This is a genomic window from Salinivibrio sp. MA607 (assembly GCF_001996245.1).
GTDB lineage: Bacteria > Pseudomonadota > Gammaproteobacteria > Enterobacterales > Vibrionaceae > Salinivibrio > Salinivibrio costicola.
The window spans coordinates 46,584-70,346 of the sequence record NZ_MUFJ01000013.1 but is presented as its reverse complement, the minus strand read 5'-3'; the positions used below and the strand labels follow the sequence as shown (position 1 = coordinate 70,346).

The window sequence follows — 23,763 nt, the reverse complement described above, 5'->3', positions numbered from 1 at the left end:
TACGATGTTTACTGGAATTATCGAAGCGGTGGGCCGAATTCAAAAGCTGACTCGCCGTGGCCAAGACATGACCCTCACCATAGAGAGTGGTGCCCTCGACCTCTCGGATGTCAAACTGGGCGACAGCATCGCCACCAATGGGGTGTGTTTAACCGTGGTTGCATTGACCGCAACCGGTTATAGCGCCGATGTATCGTCAGAAACGCTGGCGCGTTCATCACTCGGGATCTTGTCTGTTGGCGATAACGTCAACCTGGAAAAGGCGATGTTGCCGACTACGCGTTTTGGCGGACACATGGTCTCTGGGCATGTGGATGGCCTAGGGGAAGTGACGTCAGTGAGTCAAACGGGACGTGCATGGGAGTACTGGATTGCATTACCGCCTGAACTTGCCAAGTATGTGGCGTTGAAAGGATCGATTACCGTCGATGGGATTAGCCTGACGGTGAACGACGTCAATGGCAGTGCGTTTAAGCTCACTATCGTACCGCATACGGCTGAACAAACGACAATTCAGCACTTTGCTTCGGGGCGTAAGGTGAACATTGAAGTCGATGTCATCGCCCGTTACCTTGAGCGATTGATGCTCGGAGACAAAGCGGCTGAACCGACACAATCAACGGGCGTGAGTCTTGAAACGCTCGCCCGTTCCGGTTTTTTGAAATAAGGAATCCAAGATGGCAATTAGTAGCGCCCAAGAAATCATTGATGATATCCGCCAAGGTAAGATGGTGGTATTGATGGATGACGAAGATCGCGAAAATGAAGGCGACTTGATCATTGCAGCAGAAGCCATTACGCCAGAAGCGATCAATTTTATGGCGACCCACGGGCGTGGTTTGATTTGTTTAACGCTGACTCAACAGCGCTGTCTGCAACTTGGATTGCCCTTGATGGTGTCAGATAACAATGCGCAGTTTTCCACCGCCTTTACGGTATCAATTGAAGCGGCCGAAGGCGTGACCACTGGCATTTCGGCGGCCGACCGCGCGCGCACCGTGCAAGCGGCGGTGGCGTCAGATGCCAAAGCCGCCGACTTAGTACAGCCTGGGCATGTTTTTCCGCTCATGGCGCAAGAGGGCGGTGTACTGACTCGCGCAGGTCATACAGAAGCGGGCTGTGATCTGGCGCGCCTAGGCGGTTTTAACCCTTCCTCGGTGATTGTTGAGATCTTAAATGAAGACGGCACCATGGCGCGTCGTCCTGACTTAGAAGTGTTTTGTGACAAGCATGGTATTAAACTTGGCACCATTGCCGATCTAATTGAGTATCGTAATTTAAACGAAACGACCATCGAGCGTGTTGCTGCCTGTACTCTGCCGACCGAATTTGGTGAGTTTGATCTGGTAACCTACCGGGATACCATTGATAACCAAATTCATTACGCGATGCGTAAAGGCGAGATTAGCACCGATCCGACATTGGTAAGGGTTCATCTGCAAGATACGTTTACCGATTTACTTCGCTCCGATCGTACTGCTGAGCGCAGCTGGGGGCTGACTCGTGCGATGAAGCGCATCAGTGAAGAAGGCGGTGTGTTGGTTATTTTGGGGAAAGAAGAGACGCCTGATTCCATTATCAGTAAAGTCAAAGCGTTTGAAGCGCAAGATAAAGGTGAGAAACCAGCAGGTGCCAAATGGCAGGGCACGTCACGCCGAGTCGGAATTGGATCACAAATATTAGCCGATCTGGGCGTGAAACAAATGCGTTTGCTCTCTTCATCGACAAAGCGTTATCACGCCCTGTCAGGCTTTGGCCTGAACGTGGTTGAATACGTGACCGAATAAATACTGAGAGAAGCGATGAGGCTCGGGCGCGTTTCCCAAGACACTGAGCATGGTGTCAATGGTAAAAAGTATGCTAGAATCGCGCGGTTTCTCATTCCGGAAAGCAAGTCACAGGAAGGCTMATGAACGTAATCGAAGGTGCATTTGCCGCGCCCAATGCGCAGGTTGCTATTGTTATCTCTCGCTTTAATAGCTTTATTAATGAGAGTTTGCTAGATGGTGCGGTTGACGCACTGAAGCGCCAAGGCCAAGTCAACGACGATAATATTACCGTGGTCCGTTGTCCCGGTGCTTACGAGTTGCCTGTGGTGACCCAAAAGTTGGCGAAAAGCGGTCGTTATGATGCGATTGTCGCGCTAGGCTCAGTGATCCGCGGCGGCACACCGCATTTTGACTATGTTGCCGGAGAATGTAACAAAGGGTTGGCACAAGTAGCGCTGGAGTATGAAACCCCAGTTGCTTTTGGTGTGCTGACGGTAGACACCATTGAGCAAGCGATCGAACGCGCAGGTACCAAGGCTGGTAATAAAGGGGCAGAGGCTGCACTGAGCGCGCTTGAAATGGTGAATGTTCTGTCCCAGATTGAATCCTAATGGGGGTTAAAGTGAAACCAGCCGCACGGCGTAATGCTCGCCAATTTGCATTGCAAGCCATTTACACATGGCAAATCGCAAAAGGGAATGTCGCTGATATTGAAGCGCAGTTTTTGGCCGCAGATAAATACGAAGAAGAAGATGAGCACCAGAAAACAGAGCCACTTCTTCGCGATCCTGAAACAGATGTTGCGTACTTTCGTACGCTGTTCAGTGGTGTTGCGCTCAGCCATCAAGAGCTTGATAGCAAGATGCGTCCGTATTTGTCTCGTCCATTACAGGATCTTGACGACATGGAGCACGCCTTATTGCGCCTTGCGATGTATGAGCTGATCAAATGCGATGATGTCCCTTATAAAGTGGTCATCAATGAAGCCATTGAGTTGGCTAAACGCTTTGGTGCGGAAGACAGCCATAAATTTGTTAATGGTGTCTTGGATAAAGCGTATCCTCGGTTACGTTAATCCCTCCTTACTAGGCCAGCCATGCTGGCCTTTTTATTGATCTAATCCGATAAATAGTTTTTATGACGCGCAACGAATTTGATTTGATTCGCGATTATTTCGCACGTCAACCGGTTAACCGTCGAGATGTCGCCTTAGGCATTGGCGATGATTGTGCGATCACTGAGGTGCCAGACGGCTGCCAACTCGTGGTCACCACAGATACGTTAGTCGAGGGCACGCATTTTCTTCCTTCCGCCAAGGCATCCGACGTTGCTCACAAAGCCTTAGCCTCTAACTTAAGTGATCTTGCCGCAATGGGTGCGATGCCAGCTTGGTGCTCGCTCGCTCTAACCTTGCCCGATTCTGATGAAGCCTGGGTGGCCGGTTTTTGTCAGGGGTTTTCTGCTTTGGCTGAACACTTTCAGGTTCAGTTAATCGGGGGCGATACCACGCGAGGTCCAAGAAGCATTACCATGACGTTGCATGGCCACGTGCCTAAAGGGCAGGCACTGACGCGTTCAGGCGCCAAACCTGGCGACTGGATCTATGTAACGGGATCGCTAGGTGAAAGCCAGGCAGGGCTTGCTTATGTGCTTGGCAAACCCATCGTTGATGAGGCGCGTGCTAATCGCTTGATTAACCATCATTATCGCGCTCAACCGCGCGTAGCTGCCGGGCAGGCACTGCGGGGCATTGCATCGGCTGCTATCGATATCTCTGATGGTTTGTATGCAGATTTAACCCATATTCTCCAAGCCAGTGATGTCGGGGCGCAAATTGAGGTCACACGGCTGCCGATTTCTGAACGTTTACTCGCAGAGGTTGATAGCGAAACAGCCGCACAAAAAATGGCCCTGACGAGTGGCGAGGAATATGAACTTTGCTTTACTGTCCCAGAAATGCATCGTGGCACACTTGATACAGCATTAAAACACAGTGGCACTAAGGTGCAGCGTATTGGTCAAATTAATGGCCACCGTGCGCTTGAGTTAGTTTCACAAGGTCAGCCACTTGATTGGACGCTGACAGGTTGGGATCATTTTAAGGAGTCAAATTGTGACGGATCCTAAACACCGTTTATCGTTGTCTAATCCTATCCACTTATTGGCGCTCGGGTTTGGCGGTGGCTTATCGCCGATAATGCCCGGCACAGTCGGTACGTTAGTTGCGATTCCGTTTTATTGGGCGCTGGTCACTTTTGGTGGGATTGTTGGGCTTTGGATCGCCATTATTGTTGGCGGCATCGCAGGGATTGCCATCTGTGGGCGTGCGTCTAAAGACATGCAAGTCCATGATCATGGTGCGATTGTTTGGGATGAGTTTGTCGGCTTCTGGTTGACGATGGCGCTTGTCCCCACAACAGATTGGAAAACGGTATTGGCTGGCTTTATTTTATTCCGCCTTTTCGATATGGCAAAGCCTTGGCCAATCAGCTGGTTAGACAAACATGTTCATGGTGGTATCGGCATCATGGTGGATGATATTCTCGCCGGGGTGATGGCGATGCTAAGCTTGTGGCTCTTAACGACCTACATGCCTACGCTTTTTTAGCATGACTCATTCAGTATTAATCATGCATTAAGGATGGCGCTCCCACAGGGACTCGAACCCCGATCGATCGCTTAGGAGGCGACTGCTCTATCCTGTTGAGCTATGAGAGCGTGCGGCCATTATACGTAAAAACAGGCGCGATTTAAGCGCCTGTTTTCATTTAGTTAAGCCCTTTGGTCACTATATCGCCAATTTGAATGCTGCCGGTTAAGGTTTGAGGCTGAATCACAGCTTCTGCACTACTCTCATACACGCGAGCCACGGTCAGGGTGATACCGCTTTTGCGGCGCTGGGTGCGTACAATCCCTAAATCATCAGTGAAAGAAGCGACATGCCATAGGTTTAATTGATCACCTTGCTGCACACCATTCACACGGCCTACATTAATTTGCGCAATATTGTCTTTTAATGACACTATTTTAGGCTTACTGGCACGGCAAGCCAGTGAAGACTCGAGATCCAACAAAATATTTCGGCTCATCCGGCGCGCCATCTGCCCATAGGGTGATTGCCAAAACCGTGCCGTTTGCGTATCGACTTGGCTGTGTCGCTCAAACGGCCATTGCGCGATATCACGATAGCGGCGTTGGAAGATCACTTCCCCGCTCTCACTGTCCATCGCTTGTACATTGACCGCTAATTGTCGATTATTTTTAGCTTTACCGAAGCCACTATCATCCGTGGTGGCAGATAAGTCGGTGATCGCACCTGTCACAACAAACTGCGCGTCTTTGTCTTCCGCCAGCATGGTAATCGCGTTTGGCATATTGGGTGATACATCAACATTGGCGATCCCGCGTCCCACAAAACTTTGTGCATGCTGTTTAACTTCACGGCTCAATAGCACTGAAAAGTCATCACCGAATTGATAGATCCCACCTAACGCTGCCTGCTGTGGCGACATAATGGGGAAACGGGTTAACACTATGCCTTTTTTATACTGGGTTTTGTGGCAAGCGTTTGCCGAGGGGTAGATATCTAGCCGCAGGTTAACCACATAATTGCCACCTTGCGTGCCTTCCTCCAGCACTTGCACCTCGCGCACCGCGTTACCGCTAAAGAGATAGTCAGGTTTTACTTGTGTATAAAAACGTTTGAGCTGCTGAAGGCTCCCCACATCGGCACCCGCAAAACGAATGGCGTCAAAAGTTGCCGCTTCGAGTGCGCGCACGCGCGCCGCTTGCTGGCTTTCGAGTATCGGGGAACTGGCGGATACCTCATACCAGGCAGCGTGCGTGAACGGAGTGACAACAAAGCTAACAACTAGTGTTAGCCGCGCCAAAAGGGTTTTCATAGTCAAGATCTCACTTAGTGGGTACGGAAATTGCTTTAACTTTATTAACGCGTAGGGTAACGGCCTACCAATAAGATGACGCAAAGACGCTGATGCAAGTTGTGTTCCTAAATGAGAATGAGCAATCTAGGGTAAAGGTTTGACGACATTGACCGATACACTAGATAACACACTTGTCTCACATCGATGACTGAGCGCGGAGCATGATACGATGAAAAAGTGGATAGTGGCGATAGTAGCGCTATTGGTAACGGGCTGTGCTTATACGCCTATTTATAACGGTAAAGAGCCGTATTCAGGCAGTGAGTTTTTTCTTAAGCAGCGGCCACGCCACACACTCGACTATTTTTTAAATAGCATGGCGGATGAACTTTTAGCGACCAACGCTTATTTGACGGCACGCACACCGCTGGCCGTGACTTCGTTTGTCGATCTGCAAAATATGGGCGAAACAAACTGGTTAGGAAACACTGTCACTGAAGGGTTGATTTACCAGATGCAAAGCCGTGGTTTTACGGTGGTAGACTTTAAGTCAACGGGCGCTATTCGGGTCACAGAAGAAGGTGATTTCACGATCAGCCGTGACTGGAAGGAGCTCGATCCTGAGCAGCAAATCGACTATGTATTAACAGGCACCATGCTGCGTCAAGGCGGTGGGGTGCTCGTCAATGCGCGTGTCATCGGTATGGAGTCGCGTGTGGTTGTCGCCTCAGCGCAAGGATTTTTACCCGCAGACCGGATTGGCCGTGATATCGATAGCTTGTACAAGGTGCGCAAACGTGATGGTGTGATTATTCGTGACGATCAAAACCGCATGAAACGTGAAACCGTCGTACTAAAGCCTTAGTACAGGAAAGAGTAAGGTAGATAAATGTTTAAAAGACATGGATTACTTTTCGCCGCATTATTGATGCTCTCTGCATGTCAGCCTCTTACCAGAATGAAAGAAGAAAGCATTATTTCGGCGGTTGGCATGGCCTCGATCAGCGCCCAACAAGGTGCGACCCAAGAAGACAAAGAAACACGGGCGATGCGCGCGTCTAAAGTGGACGCCTACAAAGAGTTGAGCGAGCAAGTTTATGGATTGCGGATAAGCAGCCGTGCGAGCGTTAACGATCAAAGTTTAGGTCGTGACAGCACACAAGGCGCCGTCGATGGCATTATTCGCGGCGCCGAAGTGGTGGCGAGTTACAAAGTTGGTGATAGTTACGTCACAGAGCTCGAACTGAACCTAGATACAATGCAAAAAATGAAACGCTATGGTGAGTCACAGCAGGTGCCAACCAACAACTCTATTATCTTCTAATGGCGTTGTCTGATTTTTCAATAATATGTGCGTGAACCACGACAATAAGGCGGGCCAAGTGCTCGCTTTTTTAGTTGGCTGAGGCTTAGAGAGGGCGAGGGGAAGATGGACAGCGCTTTTTAGGCTTTGATGTTAGTGCCGAGTGTTTTTCTCCCTGATGCATTGCCGTCCTGGTTGTAAGTCAGCTCTGATTTGCCACCGCTTTCTTGGAACAAGTTGCGCAGACGATGAATGCTTAAGCTGGCTCGTTGCAATGCAACGCCGTTGGTTTCGTTTTGTTGTTTACAGGTGGACAAACACGTTTGGATCGCGCTGATGTGCTCACGCATGGTTTCGTCATGATGGAGTGAATCACGTTCAGAGTGACGACTGATTTGCGCATCATTTCGCTGGATTTCATTGATTAACGCCTGTTTTTCTTTCGCGATGGCTTCGATATCATCCGATACACGGCTCGCGATGATACTGGCTTCTTGTTCAAGGAGCGTTTGCAGCGCTTGAACACACTCACGCTGTTGCTCGACAAGCGTCATTAAAGGCGCTGTAGGACTCATAACCACTCCGTCAGCTTAGCTTTCGTTTAGATCATTCTCAAAGCGCATCATGTTGGCAGCCAGCTTGTCAGCATCCACTCTATACGAACCGTTAGCAATCGCTTGCTTGATTTGCTCAACCTTCGCACTATCAAAGTGGGGCTCGGCGGCCATTTCTTGATTCATTTTGTCGATCTTCTGGCTTTGTTGGCTTAATGAAACAGCATCGTCTTGAGATTTCACTCCCTGCTGTTCACGGACCGTGCCGCCTTGTGTCTCTTGTGTTTTGGTCTGGTTACTGGTGTTTCGTGTGGTGGTCAGCGCTTGCTGGTTACCACGTAGTTGATCAATACTCGCCATAACATTGCCTTACTGTCAGTCGCTTTTGAGTCCGTCGCTCAGCATATCGGCACATTTTGCAGTTACTTTAGCATTGAGACGTAAAAAGTCAGAAATTAACCGTTACTTCGCCGACCGCTGAGATTGTAGCATCGACGAGACGTTTAGATTTGTTGTTCTTGACTTTTATTTGCTCACCTAGCGCTCCATCACTTAATGCCGTGCCTTTTGCAACAATATTGAGTCCGTTTCCTTGTGCAGTGATTAAAACGTCATCATTTCGACACACCGCACAGACATCACTACTGCTGATCGGTTCGCCCATCCCCACCGTCCGTTTGACTTTGGAACCAATCAAGCGGGCGGGCTGAGTATAGGTTCTACCGCGTTGAAACCGACTATTTACCATTTGAATGGCAAGATCATTTGAAGCAATAGTCATGCCACGATTAAGAGGCCGCTTCGCCACGACCGAGGGTGTCATCAGCTCAATCTTAACCGGAATGTACACTTGCCAGTTGTCTTGATCACAAGACACCATCACAGTAACCGACGTATTAAGCTGCTGTCGTCCAGGCACATCGGTATCCAAAGGAACAGGGCAGTCTGTTAAACGCATGCGAGAATCCAGATTACCTGCTGTAATATCGATTTTGCCGTTTTTGGGCACAGAAATAATGTCTGCAACATGTTTTTCTGCTGCATCTTGTACCGCTTCAATTTGACTTACTGTTGCAGCGGCTATACTTAGGCTAAAGCTTGCGAGCAAAGTGACGCTAAATAAGCGTAATATCTTGGACATAGTTCCAAACCATCGGTAGCGGACAAAGAAGAAATTTCCCTTCTTTCTCGAGAGTCATGTGATTACCCACTATGATTACCATGCTACTCTACAAAAAAAACGGGGCAATATGGAGTTTATCTTATGACAGGTGGTGTTCTTGATTCGGTCAACCAACGTACGCAGTTGGTGGGGCAGAACCGCTTAGAGTTGTTGACTTTCCGCCTGATGAGAAACCAACGCTTTGGCATTAATGTCTTTAAAGTCAAAGAGGTCTTGCAGTGTCCGCGATTGACGGCGATGGCGAATTTGCATCCTCTTGTCAAAGGCGTGGCCCATATTCGAGGTCAAACGATCTCTGTCATTGATATGAGTCTTGCAACGGGTGGGCCAGCTATTCCCGATCCTGAAAATCGATTTGTGATCATTTCAGAGTTCAACCGATCCATGCAAGGATTTTTGGTGGGTTCTGTTGAGCGCATTGTTAATATGAATTGGGAAAAAATACTGCCCCCGCCACAGGGAACGGGCCGCTCGCATTATCTGACAGCCGTCACTGAAATCGATAATGAGCTAGTTGAAGTGCTTGATGTCGAAAAAATCCTCAACGAAATCGCCCCAGTGAATGAGGAAATCAGTGAAGAAGTCTTGTCAAAACGTGAAGAGCGAGAGGAAAGCGCGCCTAGTCAAGTTTTGGTAGCGGATGATTCCAGTGTCGCGCGTCGACAAGTGAAACGTGCTGTAGAAAGTGTCGGCTATGACGTTATCCTCGTGCAAGATGGCAAAGAAGCGCTCGATAAGCTGAAAGAAATGGCTGCAGAGGGGAGTATCTATAGCCAGTTGGCCTTGGTGATATCCGATATCGAAATGCCTGAAATGGATGGGTACACGCTCACAACTGAGATTAGAAAAGATTCGAGTCTTAAAGATCTTCATGTAGTATTGCACTCATCACTAAGTGGGGTTTTTAACGAGGCGATGGTTCAGCGCGTCGGAGCCAACTCGTTTATCGCTAAGTTCGATCCAGATGAGCTGGGATCTACCGTCCTTGAAGCGGTTAAGTCGTAACGTAACCAGAGCGATTGAGTGAATTAATGACAAATGTAGCAATCAGTGATCAAGAATATCGGGACTTCTGTAAGCACCTCGAGTCCAAGTGTGGGATCGTACTCGGAGACAGTAAACAGTATCTGGTGCGTAGCCGCCTGAGCCCACTTGTGAATAAATTTGGCTTGGCGTCACTGTCGGAGCTGGTCAAGTCGGTCATCACTGGACGAAATCGTGAATTAGCTGTCGCGGCCATTGATGCGATGACGACCAACGAGACGTTATGGTTTCGTGATACCTATCCGTATGAAGTCTTGGCACATCGTTTACTTCCAGAGCTGGCGAAAGCACGTAAACCAATCAAAATTTGGTCGTCAGCCAGTTCATCGGGGCAAGAGCCTTATTCGATTGCCATGACGGTCGCAGAAACACAGCAGCGAAAACCTGGGATGCTGAGCAGTGTCAGTATTACCGCGACAGATATTTCCACGTCGATGTTAGAGGCGTGTCGGCAGGGCATCTACGACAACTTAGCGTTGGGCCGCGGTTTATCTCCAGAGCGTCGCCGCACTTTTTTTGAAGATGTGGGTGACGGCAAAATGCGGATCAAAGACAATATCAAGCGAATGGTGACTTTCCGTCCGCAAAACCTGATGGAAAGCTACAGTTTGCTGGGCAAGTTCGACATTATTTTCTGTCGTAATGTCTTGATTTACTTTTCTCCGGATATGAAAGCCAAGGTGCTTAATCAAATGGCAGGGGCGCTCAACCCCGGTGGGTATCTTATTCTCGGGGCGTCGGAGTCACTCACTGGTTTAACCGATAAGTTTGAGATGATCCGTTGTAATCCAGGCATCATCTACAAGTTAAAATAGTATTTTAAAAAGCGGCACAGTGTTTGCCGCTTTTTTGTTTAACACCTGCCTCCTCGCTGCATTATGTCGAAGTATGAGTGCTTCGAACCCGCGTCCTACCTAGTGTTCACTTTAAAAAACAGAGCTAAATCGAAACTTGGCACTTTGTTTGCTTTATTCTATTCAGTAAGAATTCGGAGGTTGTCCATGGCGATTACATTTGACAATGCATTGGGTGTGCACCAGCACACCGTTGGCGTAAGAGGAAAGCGGGCAGAGACCTTGTCTAGCAATATCGCTAATGCCAACACGCCAGGCTACAAAGCGCAAGATATTGACTTTCAACGCGCGCTCAAGGCGGCAAGCTCCGAGGCAAGTATTGGCCTAAGTCGCACAAATGAGCGGCACATCGCTGCCTCTAGCCGGGTGACCGGAGAGAAAAAGTACCGTGTCCCATCACAGCCGGATACGGGCGATGGTAATACGGTTGATGCGCAGCTAGAAAAGAATTTGTTCATGCAGAACGCACTGGAATACCAGGCCTCACTCGATTTTCTTGGCTCTAAGTTCAAGAATATGAAGAAGGCATTGAATGGGAAATAATCGATGAGTTTGTTTAATATTTTTAACGTGTCGGGATCGGCCATGAGCGCCGAATCAGTACGATTGAACACCACATCAAGCAACCTGGCCAATGCCAATTCGGTGAGTAGCTCTGCTGAAGAGACATACCGAGCACGGCATCCGATTTTCTCTGCGGAGCTTAATCGCTTTAAGCAGCAGGGCGAAAGTGTGCCGGTCAACATTGATGGTATTGTCGAGAGCCAGAAACCATTACGCGCGGAATATAACCCCAACCATCCGATGTCGAATGACGAGGGGTATATTTTTAAACCGAACGTGAATGTGATGGAAGAGATGGCGAACATGATTTCTGCGTCGCGATCTTACCAAACCAATGTTCAGGTGGCCGATGCGAGTAAACAAATGCTGATGCGTACGCTTCAGATGGGTCAGTAATGTAGGAGGCGAAGATGGCCGGAATTGACGGTACAGGTTCAAGTAACGGACTGTCCTACATTGACCAGCTAAAGGCGCAGCAAGAGAAAAAACTGCAAGAGAAGCAAGACTCGACCACGGGTAAGCAAGCACTCGAACAGGAAGACTTTCTCAAATTGCTCACCAAGCAGCTGTCACAGCAGGATCCGTCCAAACCTGTCGATAATGACAGAATGATCTCACAGATGGCGTCGTTTGCCACGGTAGAGGGCATCGGCAAAATGAACAAGCAGTTTGATACGTTCAATGAGTCGATTACGTCCAACCAGGCATTACAAGCGTCATCGTTAGTAGGACGTGACGTGCTAGTTCCCGGCTCCACCGGTGTCAAAGGAGATACGGGCGGTGTCGCAGGCATGGTGAAGCTGCCTCAAGCACTAGATAATGTCAATGTTCGAATTGAGAACGAACAAGGACAACTATTGAGAACGTTCAGTATGGGTGCCAAACCACCGGGTGATCATCGCGTCGAATGGGATGGGATGGATGACAACGGCAATCCTATGCCGGAGGGCACTTACAAGCTCAAGGTGAGTGGCATGGTTGATGGACAGACACAAGAGTTTGATGTGTCCACCTATGCCAATGTGAATAGTGTTTTGCTGGGGAATGGTGGTGGCAATGTGATGTTAAATATTGCTGGCTTTTCCTCACCGATGAAACTGGCTGAAGTGCTAGAGGTCGGTAATGCCGACGTCGGTAATGTGACGAAAGGCTGACCGATTTATTAGGAGTGAAAAGCAATGGGTTTTAATATTGCGTTAAGTGGCCTTGGTGCGGCCCAGAAAGACATGAACACCACCAGTAACAACATTTCTAATGCCAATACCTATGGCTTTAAGGAATCTCGCGCAGAGTTTGGTGATGTGTATTCGACGTCGATCTTCTCAAACTCGAAGACTACCAACGGCACAGGTGTTCAAACATCGACCGTGGCGCAGCAATTCCACGAAGGCTCGAGTATTTATACCAATAATCCGCTCGATTTGCGGATTAGCGGCAATGGCTTCTTCGGTGTGTCAAATGACAAGCTGCAAAACAATGATTACCATTTAACCCGCAACGGTGCTTTCCACCTTGATAAAAATAACGACATTATCAATTCCGAAGGTCAGTACTTGCTCGGTTACAATGTCGATCCTGATACCCAGCAGGTCTCTTCTTATGAGCCTCAGTCTCTTAATGTACCGGATCAGTTTGGTCAGCCTCGTGCGTCACAAAATGTTGATATTGGTTTGAACTTACCAGCCGGCGGTGCGCAAAAAGATCCGACCCAGTTTAATTTTGAAGACCCTGAAACCTACAACAAGCAAACCTCTGCAACGGTTTATGATTCGCTTGGTCAGCCGTATAAGTTGTCGACGTATTATGTGAAAGGTAACGATCCGGCCAATCCCAATAGCTGGTCTGTGTATTACACCATGACGGATCCTGAAGGTGAAAAGCCGGTGAATATCCAAGGTGGCAATTCAACCAATGCCACTGGACAGGTTGGTCACACCATCGACTTTAACTCAGATGGTTCAGTGAACAATATTAATGGCGGTAATCCGATCGTGACCGATGCCTTGGGCCCAACAGGCGCTGGATTAGAGATGAACGGTGCCAACGGTGATCAGCAGCTCACGCTCAACTTTGATAACCCGACTCAGTATGCCGCGCCGTTTGAGATGCGCAAATTTTCTGATGATGGGGCGACGACAGGCTATTTGACCAAGGTCGATATTGATCCGAAAGGGACCATTATGGCGACCTACAGTAATGGTGAAAACATCGCATTAGGCCGGGTTGGCATGGTGCGTGTTGCCAACCAGCAAGGCTTAGCACAGGTGGGTAACACCCAGTGGGATATCACCCAAGACTCGGGCGATCCCATTTTTGGTGAGGCGATGCAAGGCGCATTTGGTCAAGTGAAAAGCGGGACCATTGAGCAATCTAATATCGATATGACTCAAGAGCTGGTCGATTTGATCACCGCGCAACGTAATTTCCAAGCGAACTCGCGAGCGCTGGAAGTGAGTAACCAGATGCAACAGAATATCTTGCAAATCCGTTAAGCTCGCTTTTATTGCCGCCTGCCCGTCAGGCGGCAAGTCCTCGCCTTCGTTTACTGCTTTTATCTCCCCTTTCTTGATTTTCTCTTTCTATCTTTCTGAAAAAACATGCATTTAATTAATGGCACGCTCCTTGCTTTGTTACCTACAGAACGATTGTGGAGGCAACCAATATGGATCGCGCGTTATACCTCGCCATGAGTGGCGCTAAGCAAGATATGCAGGCAATGCAGTTGCGCGCCAACAACCTAGCCAATGTCAGTACCACGGGATTCCGAGCTGATCTTGAGCAGTCACGCTCTATGCAAGCTTACGGTGAGGGATTACCAAGCCGAGTTTTTAATATGACTGAGCGACCTGGTTATAGCTTCGAGCAAGGCTCCACCATCACAACCGGCCGTAATCTTGATGTGGCCGTTCAAGGTGAAGGCTGGATGTCGGTATTAGACAGCCAAGGCCAAGAAGGCTACACCCGTGCCGGTCACTTGAAAGTGGATCAAACTGGGTTACTTCAGAACAGTAACGGCAATCTCATTTTGGGTGAAAATGGCGGGCCGATCTTTATTCCTTTGCCGGCGGCAAGAATTGAAGTCGGAAAAGAGGGGGGCGTCTCGGTATTGCCCCAGGGGGCGCCGCCTGATGCTATGGAAGTGGTGGATAGAATTAAACTCGTTCGTCCAGATAACCAAGACCTTTTCAAAGATAAAAATGGGGTATTTAAGCCCAAAGAACCTGGCACCGTATTTCCAGCGGATGCAGGTGTGACGTTACAAACGGGAGCTTTAGAGGGCAGTAACGTTAACGCAGTGGGTGAAATGACGGGGCTGATTGACTTGCAACGTCACTTTGAAATGCAAGTGAAGTTAATGAAAACCACAGAAAAAATGGACGAGTCGTCTTCATCGTTATTGCGGCTTGGCTAAGGTTTATTAAGAGGAAGTAATTATGCATCCAGCATTATGGGTCAGCAAAACCGGACTTGATGCGCAGCAAACTAATATTTCGACGATTTCGAATAACCTAGCCAACGCATCAACGGTCGGTTTTAAAAAGTCACGCGCGGTATTTGAAGATCTTTTTTATCAAAACATTAATCAACCGGGCGGCCAATCATCTCAGAACACAGAGCTGCCGAGTGGTTTGATGTTGGGGGCAGGGTCAAAGGTCGTTGCCACTCAGCGTGTCCATACCAATGGTAATGTACAAACAACAGACAATGCGCTCGACATGATGATCGAAGGCGATGGCTTTTTCCAAGTGTTGCTCCCCGACGGCAACATGGGTTACCAACGCAATGGTCAGTTCACCCTCAACGATGAGGGGACTATCGTTACCTCAGGGTCGGGTTATACACTGGAGCCTGAAATCACGATACCGGATGATGCTGTACAGGTGACCGTCGGCACGGATGGCGAAGTCTCTGTCCGTTTGCGCGGTCAGCAAGAAAACCAAGTCTTGGGTCAAATCACGACGGTGGATTTTATTAACCCAGGTGGTTTGGAGCCGGTTGGTCAGAATATCTACCTACCCACAGGCGCCAGTGGTGATCCGCAAGAAGGCGTACCAGGCCTGAATGGGTTTGGCGAAGTAAAACAATCGATGCTCGAAACTTCAAACGTCAATGTGACCGAAGAACTGGTCAATATGATCGAAGCCCAACGTGTTTATGAGATGAACTCTAAAGTTATCTCATCCGTTGACCAGATGCTCAGTTACGTAAATCAACAGTTATAAGCATGGTGAAGGTATAAGGGGGGCAATGATGACGGTGCAACGTGGATTAATATCGGGCCTTTTCTTTGCCACGCTCCTAGGGATGGGCGGTTGTTCATTGCCGGGGCAGCAAGATACAGGCAGTGATCTTGACCAAGCCACCTCGACCACGGATGCGGTTGAAGGCGATACAACACCGGAAGGTGAGGGCTTGATTGGTTTGTTACGTCAACGTGAAGATCCCAAAGCTGACGATCCGTCTTGGTCTCCGATTCGCCCGCAACAGCCTCCGGAGCACTATGCAACGGCGACAGGGTCTCTGTTTAATACCAGCCAACAGCGTGATTTATATAATGGCTCAAAACCCAGTGGACTTGGGGATATCGTGACGGTCATGCTTGAGGAAAACACTCAGGCTCAAAAAAGTGCGAGCTCCGATTTGGCCAAGTCAAACGACTTGAGCATGGATCCTCTGTCCTTAGGAGGGGAAGAAATCACCATTGGTGAGCGCACCTTGTCGTATGAAGTGAGCAATGATAATTCATCAACGGGTTCTTCATCGGCAGATCAAAGTAATAGTCTGCAAGGCTCTATTTCGGTACAAGTGATTAATGTGTTGGCCAATGGCAACTTAATGGTGCGCGGCGAAAAATGGTTAACGCTGAACTCAGGCGATGAATACATTCGCTTGAGCGGTACCATTCGACCCGCCGATATTGGTCCGGATAACACCATTGCTTCAACCCGTATATCCAATGCCAGAATTCAATATTCCGGTACCGGCGAGCGACAAGATACCCAAGAACAAGGCTGGTTGGCACGATTCTTTAATGTCACCTTGTAGCCCTATATTGTGACGGAGAGTTGACGTGAAAAAGTGGTTGTTATCGATAGTCTTGCTGGTTGTAGCCACACCAAGTCTTGCGGCTCGAATAAAAGACGTTGCCGAGGTTGCTGGGGTCAGGAGTAACACGTTGACGGGCTATGGTTTAGTGGTCGGTTTGCCGGGGACAGGTGAAAGCACTGATTTTACTGACCAAAGTTTTAAGTCGATGCTAAATAACTTTGGTATCGAACTTCCTACTGATACAACCCCTCAATCAGACAATATCGCCGCAGTCGCAGTGACCGCAGACCTCCCTGCGTTTGCCAAACAGGGTCAAAAACTTGACGTGACTGTGTCATCGATTGGCTCGGCGGAAAGTTTAAGAGGGGGAACCTTGCTCCAAACCTTTCTGAAAGGGCTGGATGGCAACGTCTATGCCACCGCACAAGGCAACTTAATTGTCGGTGGGTTTAGTGCCACGGGGGCCGATGGCTCACAACTGGTGGGGAATACCCCTACTGTGGGGCGAATCACGAACGGAGCCTCGGTCGAGCGCGAAGTGCCGAATCCATTTGGTCGAGGTGATCACCTTACCTTTAATCTTTTTCAATCCGACTTTACCACCGCTCAACGTATGGCGGATGCGATTAACCGCTTTCTAGGACCATCAACAGCGTCTGCGATGGATGCTACGTCGGTGCGTGTCAGAGCGCCACGTGATGTGAGCCAGCGGGTCGCGTTTTTATCCACCTTAGAAAATATTGAATTTCAACCTGGAGATGGTGCGGCTAAAATCATCGTCAATTCTCGTACGGGCACCATTGTGGTGGGACAAAATGTGCGCCTTCGTCCAGCTGCAATTACGCATGGCGGCATGACCGTCTCGATTCAAGAAGACTTTAATGTCGATCAGCCCAACCCACTCGGTGGTGGGGAAGCGGTAGTCACACCGGATACCGAGATCAATGTCGAAGAAGAAGAAGGGCGAATGTTCCACTTTAAACCAGGCGTGACCTTGGACGATTTAGTTCGCGCAGTCAATGGCGTGGGGGCAGCCCCCTCAGACTTGATGGCCATCTTGCAAGCGCTAAAGCAAGCGGGTGCCATCGATGGCCAGTTGATAGTCATATAAGGGACAGCAATGAAATCTCCTGTTGATAGTCAATTTGTACACGATATTAGCCAGCTTGATTCGTTGCGCCGTCAAGCGACTAAGAATGGCGATGGCGATAAAAGTGCCGCATTACGCTCCGCGGCTGAGCAATTTGAAGCCTTGTTCACCCAGATGCTGTTTAAATCAATGCGTGATGCCAATGAAGCGTTCGAGTCCGATCTCATCGACGATCGCACCTCTAAGTTTTATGAGCAAATGGCAGACGAACAAATGGCAAGTGAACTCAGCCGAGAGGGATCGCTGGGGCTGGCTGATATGATTGTGGAACAACTGGGCCAGGCTCTGGGCGATAGTGAACCTGACTTGGAAGATGCGGCGCGCACATCGGCGCAATCTTTGCCTTTGGATCAAAATCGAAGTCGAGAGGCGGCAGAAAAAGCGATTGCTGCGCTGGATAGCCAGTCGATTGCCCCACCGGCAGCGGGAAGTGAGGCGGGACAACGTAATGAAGGCTTTGATTCGCCTGCCGCATTTGTTGATACCTTAGCGCCTCATGCACGACGCGCGGCACGGGCACTCGGCACTGATCCAGCGATCATTTTAGCACAAGCTGCCTTGGAAACCGGCTGGGGTAAAAAAGTGATCGCCAATGCCCGTGATAGCAGCCATAACTTGTTCAATATTAAAGCGGATCCACGCTGGAGCGGAGACAAAGTCGCGACGCAAACACTCGAAGTGTATGATGGGATCCCGGTGAAAGAAACGGCGAGTTTCCGCGCGTATCCATCCTATCAAGAGAGTTTTGATGATTTTGTTTCGTTTTTACGAGAAAACCCCCGTTATGAGCAAGCCCTGTCTCAATCTGCGCAACCTGAACAGTTTATTCGCGAACTCCACCAAGCGGGCTATGCCACTGATCCTGAGTATGCCGACAAAGTTATCCGTGTGCTCGATCAAGTCCGTGGCATGATGGAGTAATTGAGCGGCAGGCAAAGGCTTGCCGTTTTTTATTTCAGCTTGATTTTTGATGCCTTTAAATCAGTTAAAATCTTGTTTTACATCGCTTTAAAACCCCTCTACCTTCTCTGGCCTGATTTTTGCTTTACTTTGATTATCTCGTTTTAATTGCCGGGTTACTTGGAGGCACAATGGGCTTGGACCTGCTTTCCCTTGGATCGCAAGGCGTACTGACTGCGCAGCGACAGCTGAATACAACAGGTCACAATATCTCTAACGTGAATACGGAAGGGTATAGCCGTCAATCCGTTGAGCAACAAACCAATGATCCGCAATTTTGGGGTGGCAACAATTACGGTACCGGTGTTCATGCTGCTGCGGTACGCCGTAACTATGATAAGTTCGCGGTTAATGAACTGAATGTGGCGACCTCGAACTTGTCTCACGCCGCCGCGCGCAACGATCAACTCGGTCGACTCGACGATATGATGGCGCATTCAGCCAAAAAAATTCCTGAAAACATGAATGAATTCTACGGCGCGGTTAAAGGGTTAACTGATAGCCCCAGTGATATGGGGGCGCGAAAAGTCGTGCTCGAAAAAGCGCGAATGGTCGCTGCCGGCATGAATGACGTTTATGGCGTGTTACAGCAGCAATCAATTGATACCTCGTCACAAATTGATGCCACGGTAAAGCGAATGAACGACATCGGCCAAGAGCTGGTGGATGTGCATAAGGCAATACTTAAAACCCCCGCCGAAGCTAATGACCTATTGGACCGTCATGATAAATTGATCCGAGAGCTGTCTGAGTACACCCAGGTAAGCGTGAATGCACGCGAAGATGGTCTTTTTAATGTCATCATTGGCAGTGGCCATATGCTGGTATCCGGGATGAATAGCAGTGAGTTAACTACCTTGCCGGGTGAGCCGGATCATCAAGAGCGTCGTTTAGCCCTCGTTGAAGGTAAGAGTGTGAAAGCCATTTCGAATAGCGATATTCGCGGTAAACTTGGTGCATTATTTGAGTACCGTGATGACACACTCAGCCAAGCGCGTGACGAGTTAGGCCGAATGTCGATTGGGTTTTCTCAGGCGTTGAATGATTTGCAGGGACAAGGCTTCGATCTTAATGGTGAAGTGGGCAAAAATATCTTTACCGATTTTAACAGTGATCGCATCGCCCGTTCTCGCGTGGTTCAAAACGGTGACTCCACCGCGGACCTTAAAGTTTATATCGATGATTTGCAAAAGCTTAAACCGGGTGACTATCAACTTAAGTTCGATGGCACACAATATACGCTGACCGCCCCAGACGGCAAACAATCCGCCGTTACCCCTAGTGGTACGCCTCCCAGCTTCAATGTGGACGGAATGCGTGTTCAAATTGATGCAGGATTGGCGGCCAATGAGCGAGTATTAATTCGCCCGGCACGGTCAGCGGCAGGGCAAATGCGGGTGGCGATGGAAGATCCTGCTGATATTGCCGCACAAAGCTATATTAGTGGTAGCTCGGTGAGTAAAGGTGAGGGCGACGTCCGTGTACTGCAAAGTGGCGGACAAAAAGAATTTCAAGTTCGAATCTCACCGGATGGCAGCCAATTTGCGGTGACAGACACCAAAGGTCAAATCTTGGTTGCGCCTCAAGCTTATCCACCTGGTGGGCCGATAGACGTGAATGGGACCGTGATTGATCTTAATGATAAAGCGGTGCCTGACGATGTCTTGGCCGTAAGCTTGATCCCGGCGGATGGCGACAACAGTAACTTAATTCGCATGCAAGAGTTGCAAACGCAAAAGTTGATGGATAATGGCCGCTCCACCGTGCTTGATGTCTATGAAGGGCTGAGTACCGATTTAGGGGTGCAAAAAGCGTCGTATGAGCGTTTGCAGGATGTGAGTATGGTTGAACATGATGCGGCAGAAGGACGTGTCGCCCAAGTGTCTGGGGTTAACCTTGATGAAGAGGCGGCGAATATGATGAAGTTTCAACGCGCTTATATGGCGGCGTCACGCATCATGACTGCGGCCAATGAAACCTTTGATTCTCTGCTCAATGCAACGCGATAAGGGTCGATCAGTATGATTAGTCGTATTGCTAGTTTTCATAATTACCAATCTGTCTCCAACGACATTATGCGCCAAAATGTAAAGGTGCAAGATAATCAGGAGCAAATGGCGACCGGAAAACGTGTGATCACATCCGGCGATGACCCCGTCTCATCAATCTATATTCAGAACTTTCGCCAGCAAGATGAGCAGATTGATCAGTTTATTGATTCGATCACCTTGGCGAGAAATCGTCAAACACGTGAAGAGATCGCTATTGATGAATCAGAGCAAATCATGGATGGCGCCAAGCGTAAAGTGATGGCGATGATTAATGGTTCGTTATCGGTGGAAGACCGCACTGCGCACCGCCAAGATCTGCAAGGAATGTTTGATAACTTTATGGACTTGGTGAACACCAAGGACGAGTCAGGCAACTTCTTGTTCTCCGGCACCCAAACCAGTACCCAGCCTTTTTATCGTGATACCCAAGGCAATGTCCGTTATGCCGGCGACAGTTACTTTCGTACGGCTCAAGTAGCGCCTGCAGTAGAAGTGCCGACCTCCGATCCCGGCGATAAGATGTTTATGGAAATTGATAACCCTTTTGGCGATTATCAACCGGAATACGATCTTGAAGATGGATCTCTGCTGTTGCTGGCAAACGCGGAAAATAGCAATGATGCTGATACGGCCAACTATTCGGTGTCGTTTGATGTGAATGCGAGTGGTGATACCACGTACTCACTGATGCAAGATGGCACCGAAGTCAGTGCTGGCCTTTACGATCCGCAAACCGGCATTGAGTGGAACACGCTCAAAATGACCTTTGAAGGTGAGATGAGGCCGGGTGATACTATTAACTTAGAAAGACAAGATAGCTTCAATATCTTCGATGCGTTTAAAAATGGTGCGGCTTTATCGTATGCGGATATCGATGATGCCTCGGCCACGGCAGAGCTCCATCAAGTCACTGAGCAGTTTTCAGCCGCCTTTAAACACTTGAACAAAGCACGCTCAGAAGTGGGAACGCGGTTGACCACGCTCGATCGACAAGAAAGCATGCATAAAGATTTTAAATTAGTGTTGAATCGCTCTTTGGGTACCATGGAAGATTTAGATTATACCCAAGCCGCCATCGATATGAACGAAGATATGCTGGCACTGCAAGCGTCCCAGCAGGCATTTGCTAAGACTAAAGATCTTTCGTTGTTTAATTATATCTAACCCAAGGTTGAAGCCTTAGGTTACCGCAAGGTACCAGGGGTGAATAAAAAACGGGGCCGTCTCAGCGGCCCCGTTTTTATTGGTAGAGGGTGATTCCCCCCTTTTTACCGACCGAGATCGTCAACCATACGGCGTGCTATCGCATCAAGCAGTGGCTGTTTGTCTTTGATCATTGGCGGATAACTAAACGCATACTCTGCGTAGCCCGGCATCGACTCTGGCGTTTGTATATCGCTCTCTTTATGGCCGGCAAAAAACACATAGCAAGGTGTGCCGACGGCAACCGTCAGCCGATGCACCGCTGTCCCCGCGGTAAATACCCCCGAGAGCTGTTTGATCGCATGCGCGGTCCCCATAAAATCATTTTTAAGATCCAATCCGGGCAGTGACACGATCTCAACGCCCGTTTGTTTTTTGATTTTACTCAGCTCTTTTTCACACTCACCATATTGTAAATTGACAAACTGGGCGCTAGGACAAAGCTGGCGAACGGCTTTTATCCAGCCTGCTAATTCTTCAGCCACCAAGTAGTGAATGTTACGGGTGGCAGCCGCAAGACCACTGCGCCAGCATAGCCCAAACACAGGCCCTTTCTGATGCAATTTAGCTAACGGTGCTATCCAAGGCGCATGGGGTGCGACATCAGGAACAATATAGGTTTGCTGATAAAGATGACGGTCAAAGTGGTGATAGCACAACCCTGCCAGTGATCCACCGGCCACCCAACTATCAATGTCAGCGAGAACATGCTCAGGGACGAAAATATCTTTTCCATCTTTGCGAGAAATCGGCACAATTTCTGTACTTGGAAATGCTTGACTTAGTAAGGGCTCTAGACGCGGATCGCAGCCAACGTACACTTTTCGAGCACGCTCAACCACCATTGCCACGTTATGAAAATAGGCGAGTTCATCCCCGACACCTTGCTCAGGCATAATGAGTACGGCATCGGTTTGTGGTCGCGACAAATCCCAACGGGGTAAATCACCGTGGTATTTGAGTCGACGGCCGCAATCAAGTCCTGCTTCATTCGCCGAGTAAAACTTATCCCACGCCATTTGGGTACGATAGACAAAGGCAAGGTTAAACCGCAGCGCATGATCATCGGGTTGCGCCGCTAATAACGTTTCTAGGCGATGTTGGGCTTGATCGATATTTCCCATATACCACTCGAGCTCGCCTAATTGTGCATTTAAGGTATTCGCTTGTTTATCGCTGACATGAACGAGAGCCTTCTCGTGGATCTGGTAGCAATCGGTCAATTTATCTTGCGTAAACTGATGATGCTGCTTGAGTCGCTCGAAGGTAGCACGGGCATAGGCATAGTGTAATTCTCCGCGCTCGGGGTCATCACGCAAACATTGCTTGGCCAGTTTACTCGCTTCCAACCAATTGGCTTCCTTGAGATACACCACCAACAGTTGGTGCAAAAAGGCTGGATCTTGAGTTTGCTTATGGGCTTGCAAGCAGCGTTGGCGAGCGCTTGTATACGCACCGAGCCCTGACTCTGCTCTTACCAAAAGCAGTTGCCACACTTGATGAGATTGCGCTTTGTCATTACCGCGTAATAAGAGCTGCTGGGCCTTACCGTATTCTTGTTCATCAAGCGCATGCTGAGCCAACGCCATCAATGCAGGAGGGTAGTCGGGTTCAAGCGTTAGTATCGTTTGATAAAGTTGTTCGCTTTGTGCCGTGTGGCCATCCTTCATCAAATTAGCGGCCAACGCCATGGTTTTGTTGATTTCCTCAGCCAGACCTTGATTTTTAATTTGATGCAATTCATCACGCAAAGCATGTGTACGACGGCTCTCACCTTGCAAGCCAAGTTTTGCGGTTAATTGTTCACGTAAACTAAGGATATCTTGGGTGGTGGGAGCGGCGGCAAACAAAGCGTCGACAATGTCTAAGGCCGCTTTGTTGTGGCCTTGCTGGGTGAGCAGTTGCGCTTTGTCGAACAACAGAGAGTGATCATCAGGCGCGAGCGCAAGGGCATGTTCAAGATGTGTCATCGCTTGGCGATATTGCCCTTGTTCCGCATCTAATACGGCGAGAACCTGCCGCACGGGAACGGTATCTGGCGCCTGGCTCAGTATCTGTTCAAAAACTTGCCGTGCATCGACTTTATTGCCGTCTTGATAGAGGCGAATACCGAGCTGGAACGCGTCATCCAGCGTCATATTCGTTTGACCGTCGTTTTCTTGCGTCATCAGTGACTTCGTCCTGTTATTTATGAT

Annotated in this window: 26 protein-coding genes and 1 tRNA gene; 21 read left to right on the top strand and 6 right to left on the bottom strand. The window is 49.0% G+C overall.

What is annotated here, in order from left to right; all coding sequences use genetic code 11:
* Positions 1-4 precede the first annotated feature (4 nt).
* From BZG81_RS08135 to BZG81_RS08110, 6 genes are all read left to right on the top strand, one after another.
* Positions 5-667, top strand: a complete 663-nt coding sequence (locus BZG81_RS08135) for a riboflavin synthase (RefSeq protein ID WP_077677139.1) — start codon at positions 5-7, stop codon at positions 665-667.
* 10 nt (positions 668-677) lie between these two features.
* A complete protein-coding gene (gene ribBA / locus BZG81_RS08130) occupies positions 678-1,787 on the top strand; it encodes a bifunctional 3,4-dihydroxy-2-butanone-4-phosphate synthase/GTP cyclohydrolase II (RefSeq protein ID WP_077460285.1) in 1,110 nt (369 codons plus the stop codon).
* Positions 1,788-1,909: 122 nt separating this feature from the next.
* Positions 1,910-2,380: a 6,7-dimethyl-8-ribityllumazine synthase gene (gene ribH, locus BZG81_RS08125; protein WP_021023021.1), complete on the top strand. Its 471-nt coding sequence runs from the start codon at positions 1,910-1,912 to the stop codon at positions 2,378-2,380.
* A complete protein-coding gene (gene nusB / locus BZG81_RS08120) occupies positions 2,380-2,844 on the top strand; it encodes a transcription antitermination factor NusB (protein WP_021023022.1) in 465 nt (154 codons plus the stop codon). Before ribH ends, nusB begins: the two co-directional genes overlap by 1 nt.
* 62 nt (positions 2,845-2,906) lie before the next feature.
* Positions 2,907-3,896, top strand: a complete 990-nt coding sequence (thiL, locus tag BZG81_RS08115; RefSeq protein ID WP_021023023.1) for a thiamine-phosphate kinase — start codon at positions 2,907-2,909, stop codon at positions 3,894-3,896.
* Complete coding sequence (locus BZG81_RS08110; protein ID WP_077677138.1) at positions 3,883-4,377, top strand: phosphatidylglycerophosphatase A; 495 nt, start codon at positions 3,883-3,885, stop codon at positions 4,375-4,377. The genes thiL and BZG81_RS08110 overlap by 14 nt, the downstream gene beginning before the upstream one ends.
* A 34-nt stretch (positions 4,378-4,411) precedes the next feature.
* Here BZG81_RS08110 and BZG81_RS08105 read toward each other — a convergent pair.
* Positions 4,412-4,487 (bottom strand) — tRNA-Arg (locus BZG81_RS08105).
* Positions 4,488-4,537: 50 nt separating this feature from the next.
* On the bottom strand, positions 4,538-5,671 hold the full coding sequence (locus BZG81_RS08100) for a flagella assembly protein FlgT (protein WP_021023025.1): 1,134 nt from the start codon (positions 5,669-5,671) through the stop codon (positions 4,538-4,540).
* A 211-nt stretch (positions 5,672-5,882) separates the two neighbouring features.
* Here BZG81_RS08100 and BZG81_RS08095 point away from each other — a divergent pair, with 211 nt between their 5' ends.
* Together BZG81_RS08095 and BZG81_RS08090 are read left to right on the top strand one after the other, a co-directional pair.
* Positions 5,883-6,518, top strand: a complete 636-nt coding sequence (locus BZG81_RS08095; RefSeq protein ID WP_021023026.1) for a FlgO family outer membrane protein — start codon at positions 5,883-5,885, stop codon at positions 6,516-6,518.
* A 24-nt stretch (positions 6,519-6,542) separates the two neighbouring features.
* Positions 6,543-6,977, top strand: coding sequence for an LPP20 family lipoprotein (locus BZG81_RS08090; RefSeq protein ID WP_021023027.1), 435 nt, complete (start codon positions 6,543-6,545; stop codon positions 6,975-6,977).
* A 119-nt stretch (positions 6,978-7,096) separates the two neighbouring features.
* Here BZG81_RS08090 and BZG81_RS08085 read toward each other — a convergent pair whose 3' ends face one another.
* The 3 genes from BZG81_RS08085 to flgA all read right to left on the bottom strand — a co-directional run bounded on the left by BZG81_RS08085 (position 7,097) and on the right by flgA (position 8,651).
* The gene (locus BZG81_RS08085; RefSeq protein WP_077460290.1) at positions 7,097-7,531 is read right to left on the bottom strand and encodes a flagella synthesis protein FlgN; all 435 of its coding nucleotides are present in this window, start codon (positions 7,529-7,531) and stop codon (positions 7,097-7,099) included.
* 15 nt (positions 7,532-7,546) lie between these two features.
* Positions 7,547-7,870 carry a flagellar biosynthesis anti-sigma factor FlgM gene (gene flgM / locus BZG81_RS08080; RefSeq protein ID WP_077677137.1) on the bottom strand — a complete coding sequence of 108 codons (324 nt, stop codon included), beginning with the start codon at positions 7,868-7,870 and terminating at the stop codon, positions 7,547-7,549.
* 88 nt (positions 7,871-7,958) lie between these two features.
* Entirely contained in the window at positions 7,959-8,651 is a 693-nt protein-coding gene (gene flgA / locus BZG81_RS08075) for a flagellar basal body P-ring formation chaperone FlgA (RefSeq protein WP_077460291.1), read from the bottom strand.
* A 123-nt stretch (positions 8,652-8,774) separates the two neighbouring features.
* Here flgA and BZG81_RS08070 point away from each other — a divergent pair, with 123 nt between their 5' ends.
* From BZG81_RS08070 to flgL, 13 genes are all read left to right on the top strand, one after another.
* Positions 8,775-9,698 (top strand): chemotaxis protein CheV, encoded by a 924-nt coding sequence (locus tag BZG81_RS08070; protein WP_077460292.1) that lies wholly within the window; start codon positions 8,775-8,777, stop codon positions 9,696-9,698.
* Positions 9,699-9,724: 26 nt separating this feature from the next.
* Entirely contained in the window at positions 9,725-10,552 is an 828-nt protein-coding gene (locus tag BZG81_RS08065; RefSeq protein WP_021023032.1) for a CheR family methyltransferase, read from the top strand.
* A gap of 186 nt (positions 10,553-10,738) precedes the next feature.
* Complete coding sequence (flgB, locus tag BZG81_RS08060; protein ID WP_021023033.1) at positions 10,739-11,134, top strand: flagellar basal body rod protein FlgB; 396 nt, start codon at positions 10,739-10,741, stop codon at positions 11,132-11,134.
* A gap of 3 nt (positions 11,135-11,137) precedes the next feature.
* Positions 11,138-11,551: a flagellar basal body rod protein FlgC gene (gene flgC, locus BZG81_RS08055; RefSeq protein ID WP_021023034.1), complete on the top strand. Its 414-nt coding sequence runs from the start codon at positions 11,138-11,140 to the stop codon at positions 11,549-11,551.
* A gap of 14 nt (positions 11,552-11,565) precedes the next feature.
* Positions 11,566-12,309, top strand: a complete 744-nt coding sequence (gene flgD / locus BZG81_RS08050; RefSeq protein ID WP_077677136.1) for a flagellar hook assembly protein FlgD — start codon at positions 11,566-11,568, stop codon at positions 12,307-12,309.
* A gap of 24 nt (positions 12,310-12,333) precedes the next feature.
* Positions 12,334-13,647, top strand: coding sequence for a flagellar hook protein FlgE (gene flgE / locus BZG81_RS08045; RefSeq protein ID WP_077460295.1), 1,314 nt, complete (start codon positions 12,334-12,336; stop codon positions 13,645-13,647).
* Positions 13,648-13,817: 170 nt separating this feature from the next.
* Positions 13,818-14,567: a flagellar basal body rod protein FlgF gene (locus BZG81_RS08040; RefSeq protein WP_077460296.1), complete on the top strand. Its 750-nt coding sequence runs from the start codon at positions 13,818-13,820 to the stop codon at positions 14,565-14,567.
* Positions 14,568-14,589: 22 nt separating this feature from the next.
* A complete protein-coding gene (flgG, locus tag BZG81_RS08035) occupies positions 14,590-15,378 on the top strand; it encodes a flagellar basal-body rod protein FlgG (protein ID WP_021023038.1) in 789 nt (262 codons plus the stop codon).
* A 25-nt stretch (positions 15,379-15,403) separates the two neighbouring features.
* On the top strand, positions 15,404-16,201 hold the full coding sequence (locus tag BZG81_RS08030; protein WP_443216187.1) for a flagellar basal body L-ring protein FlgH: 798 nt from the start codon (positions 15,404-15,406) through the stop codon (positions 16,199-16,201).
* 25 nt (positions 16,202-16,226) lie between these two features.
* Entirely contained in the window at positions 16,227-17,315 is a 1,089-nt protein-coding gene (locus BZG81_RS08025; protein ID WP_021023040.1) for a flagellar basal body P-ring protein FlgI, read from the top strand.
* A 9-nt stretch (positions 17,316-17,324) separates the two neighbouring features.
* Positions 17,325-18,275 (top strand): flagellar assembly peptidoglycan hydrolase FlgJ, encoded by a 951-nt coding sequence (gene flgJ, locus BZG81_RS08020; protein ID WP_077677135.1) that lies wholly within the window; start codon positions 17,325-17,327, stop codon positions 18,273-18,275.
* Positions 18,276-18,445: 170 nt separating this feature from the next.
* Positions 18,446-20,323, top strand: coding sequence for a flagellar hook-associated protein FlgK (gene flgK / locus BZG81_RS08015; RefSeq protein WP_077576575.1), 1,878 nt, complete (start codon positions 18,446-18,448; stop codon positions 20,321-20,323).
* A 12-nt stretch (positions 20,324-20,335) separates the two neighbouring features.
* Entirely contained in the window at positions 20,336-21,529 is a 1,194-nt protein-coding gene (gene flgL / locus BZG81_RS08010; protein ID WP_077677134.1) for a flagellar hook-associated protein FlgL, read from the top strand.
* A 104-nt stretch (positions 21,530-21,633) separates the two neighbouring features.
* Here the strand turns inward: flgL and BZG81_RS08005 are convergent, their stop codons facing one another.
* Positions 21,634-23,736, bottom strand: a complete 2,103-nt coding sequence (locus BZG81_RS08005) for a tetratricopeptide repeat protein (RefSeq protein WP_077677133.1) — start codon at positions 23,734-23,736, stop codon at positions 21,634-21,636.
* Positions 23,737-23,763 lie beyond the last annotated feature (27 nt).

What these genes read in the sequence shown, in the direction of transcription:
- BZG81_RS08135 (WP_077677139.1), top strand. Translation starts at nt 5, where the DNA reads ATGTTTACTGGAATTATCGAAGCGGTGGGCCGAATTCAAAAGCTGACT.
- ribBA (WP_077460285.1), top strand. Translation starts at nt 678, where the DNA reads ATGGCAATTAGTAGCGCCCAAGAAATCATTGATGATATCCGCCAAGGT.
- ribH (WP_021023021.1), top strand. Translation starts at nt 1,910, where the DNA reads ATGAACGTAATCGAAGGTGCATTTGCCGCGCCCAATGCGCAGGTTGCT.
- nusB (WP_021023022.1), top strand. Translation starts at nt 2,380, where the DNA reads ATGGGGGTTAAAGTGAAACCAGCCGCACGGCGTAATGCTCGCCAATTT.
- thiL (WP_021023023.1), top strand. Translation starts at nt 2,907, where the DNA reads ATGACGCGCAACGAATTTGATTTGATTCGCGATTATTTCGCACGTCAA.
- BZG81_RS08100 (WP_021023025.1), bottom strand. Translation starts at nt 5,671, where the DNA reads ATGAAAACCCTTTTGGCGCGGCTAACACTAGTTGTTAGCTTTGTTGTC.
- BZG81_RS08095 (WP_021023026.1), top strand. Translation starts at nt 5,883, where the DNA reads ATGAAAAAGTGGATAGTGGCGATAGTAGCGCTATTGGTAACGGGCTGT.
- BZG81_RS08090 (WP_021023027.1), top strand. Translation starts at nt 6,543, where the DNA reads ATGTTTAAAAGACATGGATTACTTTTCGCCGCATTATTGATGCTCTCT.
- BZG81_RS08085 (WP_077460290.1), bottom strand. Translation starts at nt 7,531, where the DNA reads ATGAGTCCTACAGCGCCTTTAATGACGCTTGTCGAGCAACAGCGTGAG.
- flgM (WP_077677137.1), bottom strand. Translation starts at nt 7,870, where the DNA reads ATGGCGAGTATTGATCAACTACGTGGTAACCAGCAAGCGCTGACCACC.
- flgA (WP_077460291.1), bottom strand. Translation starts at nt 8,651, where the DNA reads ATGTCCAAGATATTACGCTTATTTAGCGTCACTTTGCTCGCAAGCTTT.
- BZG81_RS08070 (WP_077460292.1), top strand. Translation starts at nt 8,775, where the DNA reads ATGACAGGTGGTGTTCTTGATTCGGTCAACCAACGTACGCAGTTGGTG.
- BZG81_RS08065 (WP_021023032.1), top strand. Translation starts at nt 9,725, where the DNA reads ATGACAAATGTAGCAATCAGTGATCAAGAATATCGGGACTTCTGTAAG.
- flgB (WP_021023033.1), top strand. Translation starts at nt 10,739, where the DNA reads ATGGCGATTACATTTGACAATGCATTGGGTGTGCACCAGCACACCGTT.
- flgC (WP_021023034.1), top strand. Translation starts at nt 11,138, where the DNA reads ATGAGTTTGTTTAATATTTTTAACGTGTCGGGATCGGCCATGAGCGCC.
- flgD (WP_077677136.1), top strand. Translation starts at nt 11,566, where the DNA reads ATGGCCGGAATTGACGGTACAGGTTCAAGTAACGGACTGTCCTACATT.
- flgE (WP_077460295.1), top strand. Translation starts at nt 12,334, where the DNA reads ATGGGTTTTAATATTGCGTTAAGTGGCCTTGGTGCGGCCCAGAAAGAC.
- BZG81_RS08040 (WP_077460296.1), top strand. Translation starts at nt 13,818, where the DNA reads ATGGATCGCGCGTTATACCTCGCCATGAGTGGCGCTAAGCAAGATATG.
- flgG (WP_021023038.1), top strand. Translation starts at nt 14,590, where the DNA reads ATGCATCCAGCATTATGGGTCAGCAAAACCGGACTTGATGCGCAGCAA.
- BZG81_RS08030 (WP_443216187.1), top strand. Translation starts at nt 15,404, where the DNA reads ATGATGACGGTGCAACGTGGATTAATATCGGGCCTTTTCTTTGCCACG.
- flgJ (WP_077677135.1), top strand. Translation starts at nt 17,325, where the DNA reads ATGAAATCTCCTGTTGATAGTCAATTTGTACACGATATTAGCCAGCTT.
- flgK (WP_077576575.1), top strand. Translation starts at nt 18,446, where the DNA reads ATGGGCTTGGACCTGCTTTCCCTTGGATCGCAAGGCGTACTGACTGCG.
- flgL (WP_077677134.1), top strand. Translation starts at nt 20,336, where the DNA reads ATGATTAGTCGTATTGCTAGTTTTCATAATTACCAATCTGTCTCCAAC.
- BZG81_RS08005 (WP_077677133.1), bottom strand. Translation starts at nt 23,736, where the DNA reads ATGACGCAAGAAAACGACGGTCAAACGAATATGACGCTGGATGACGCG.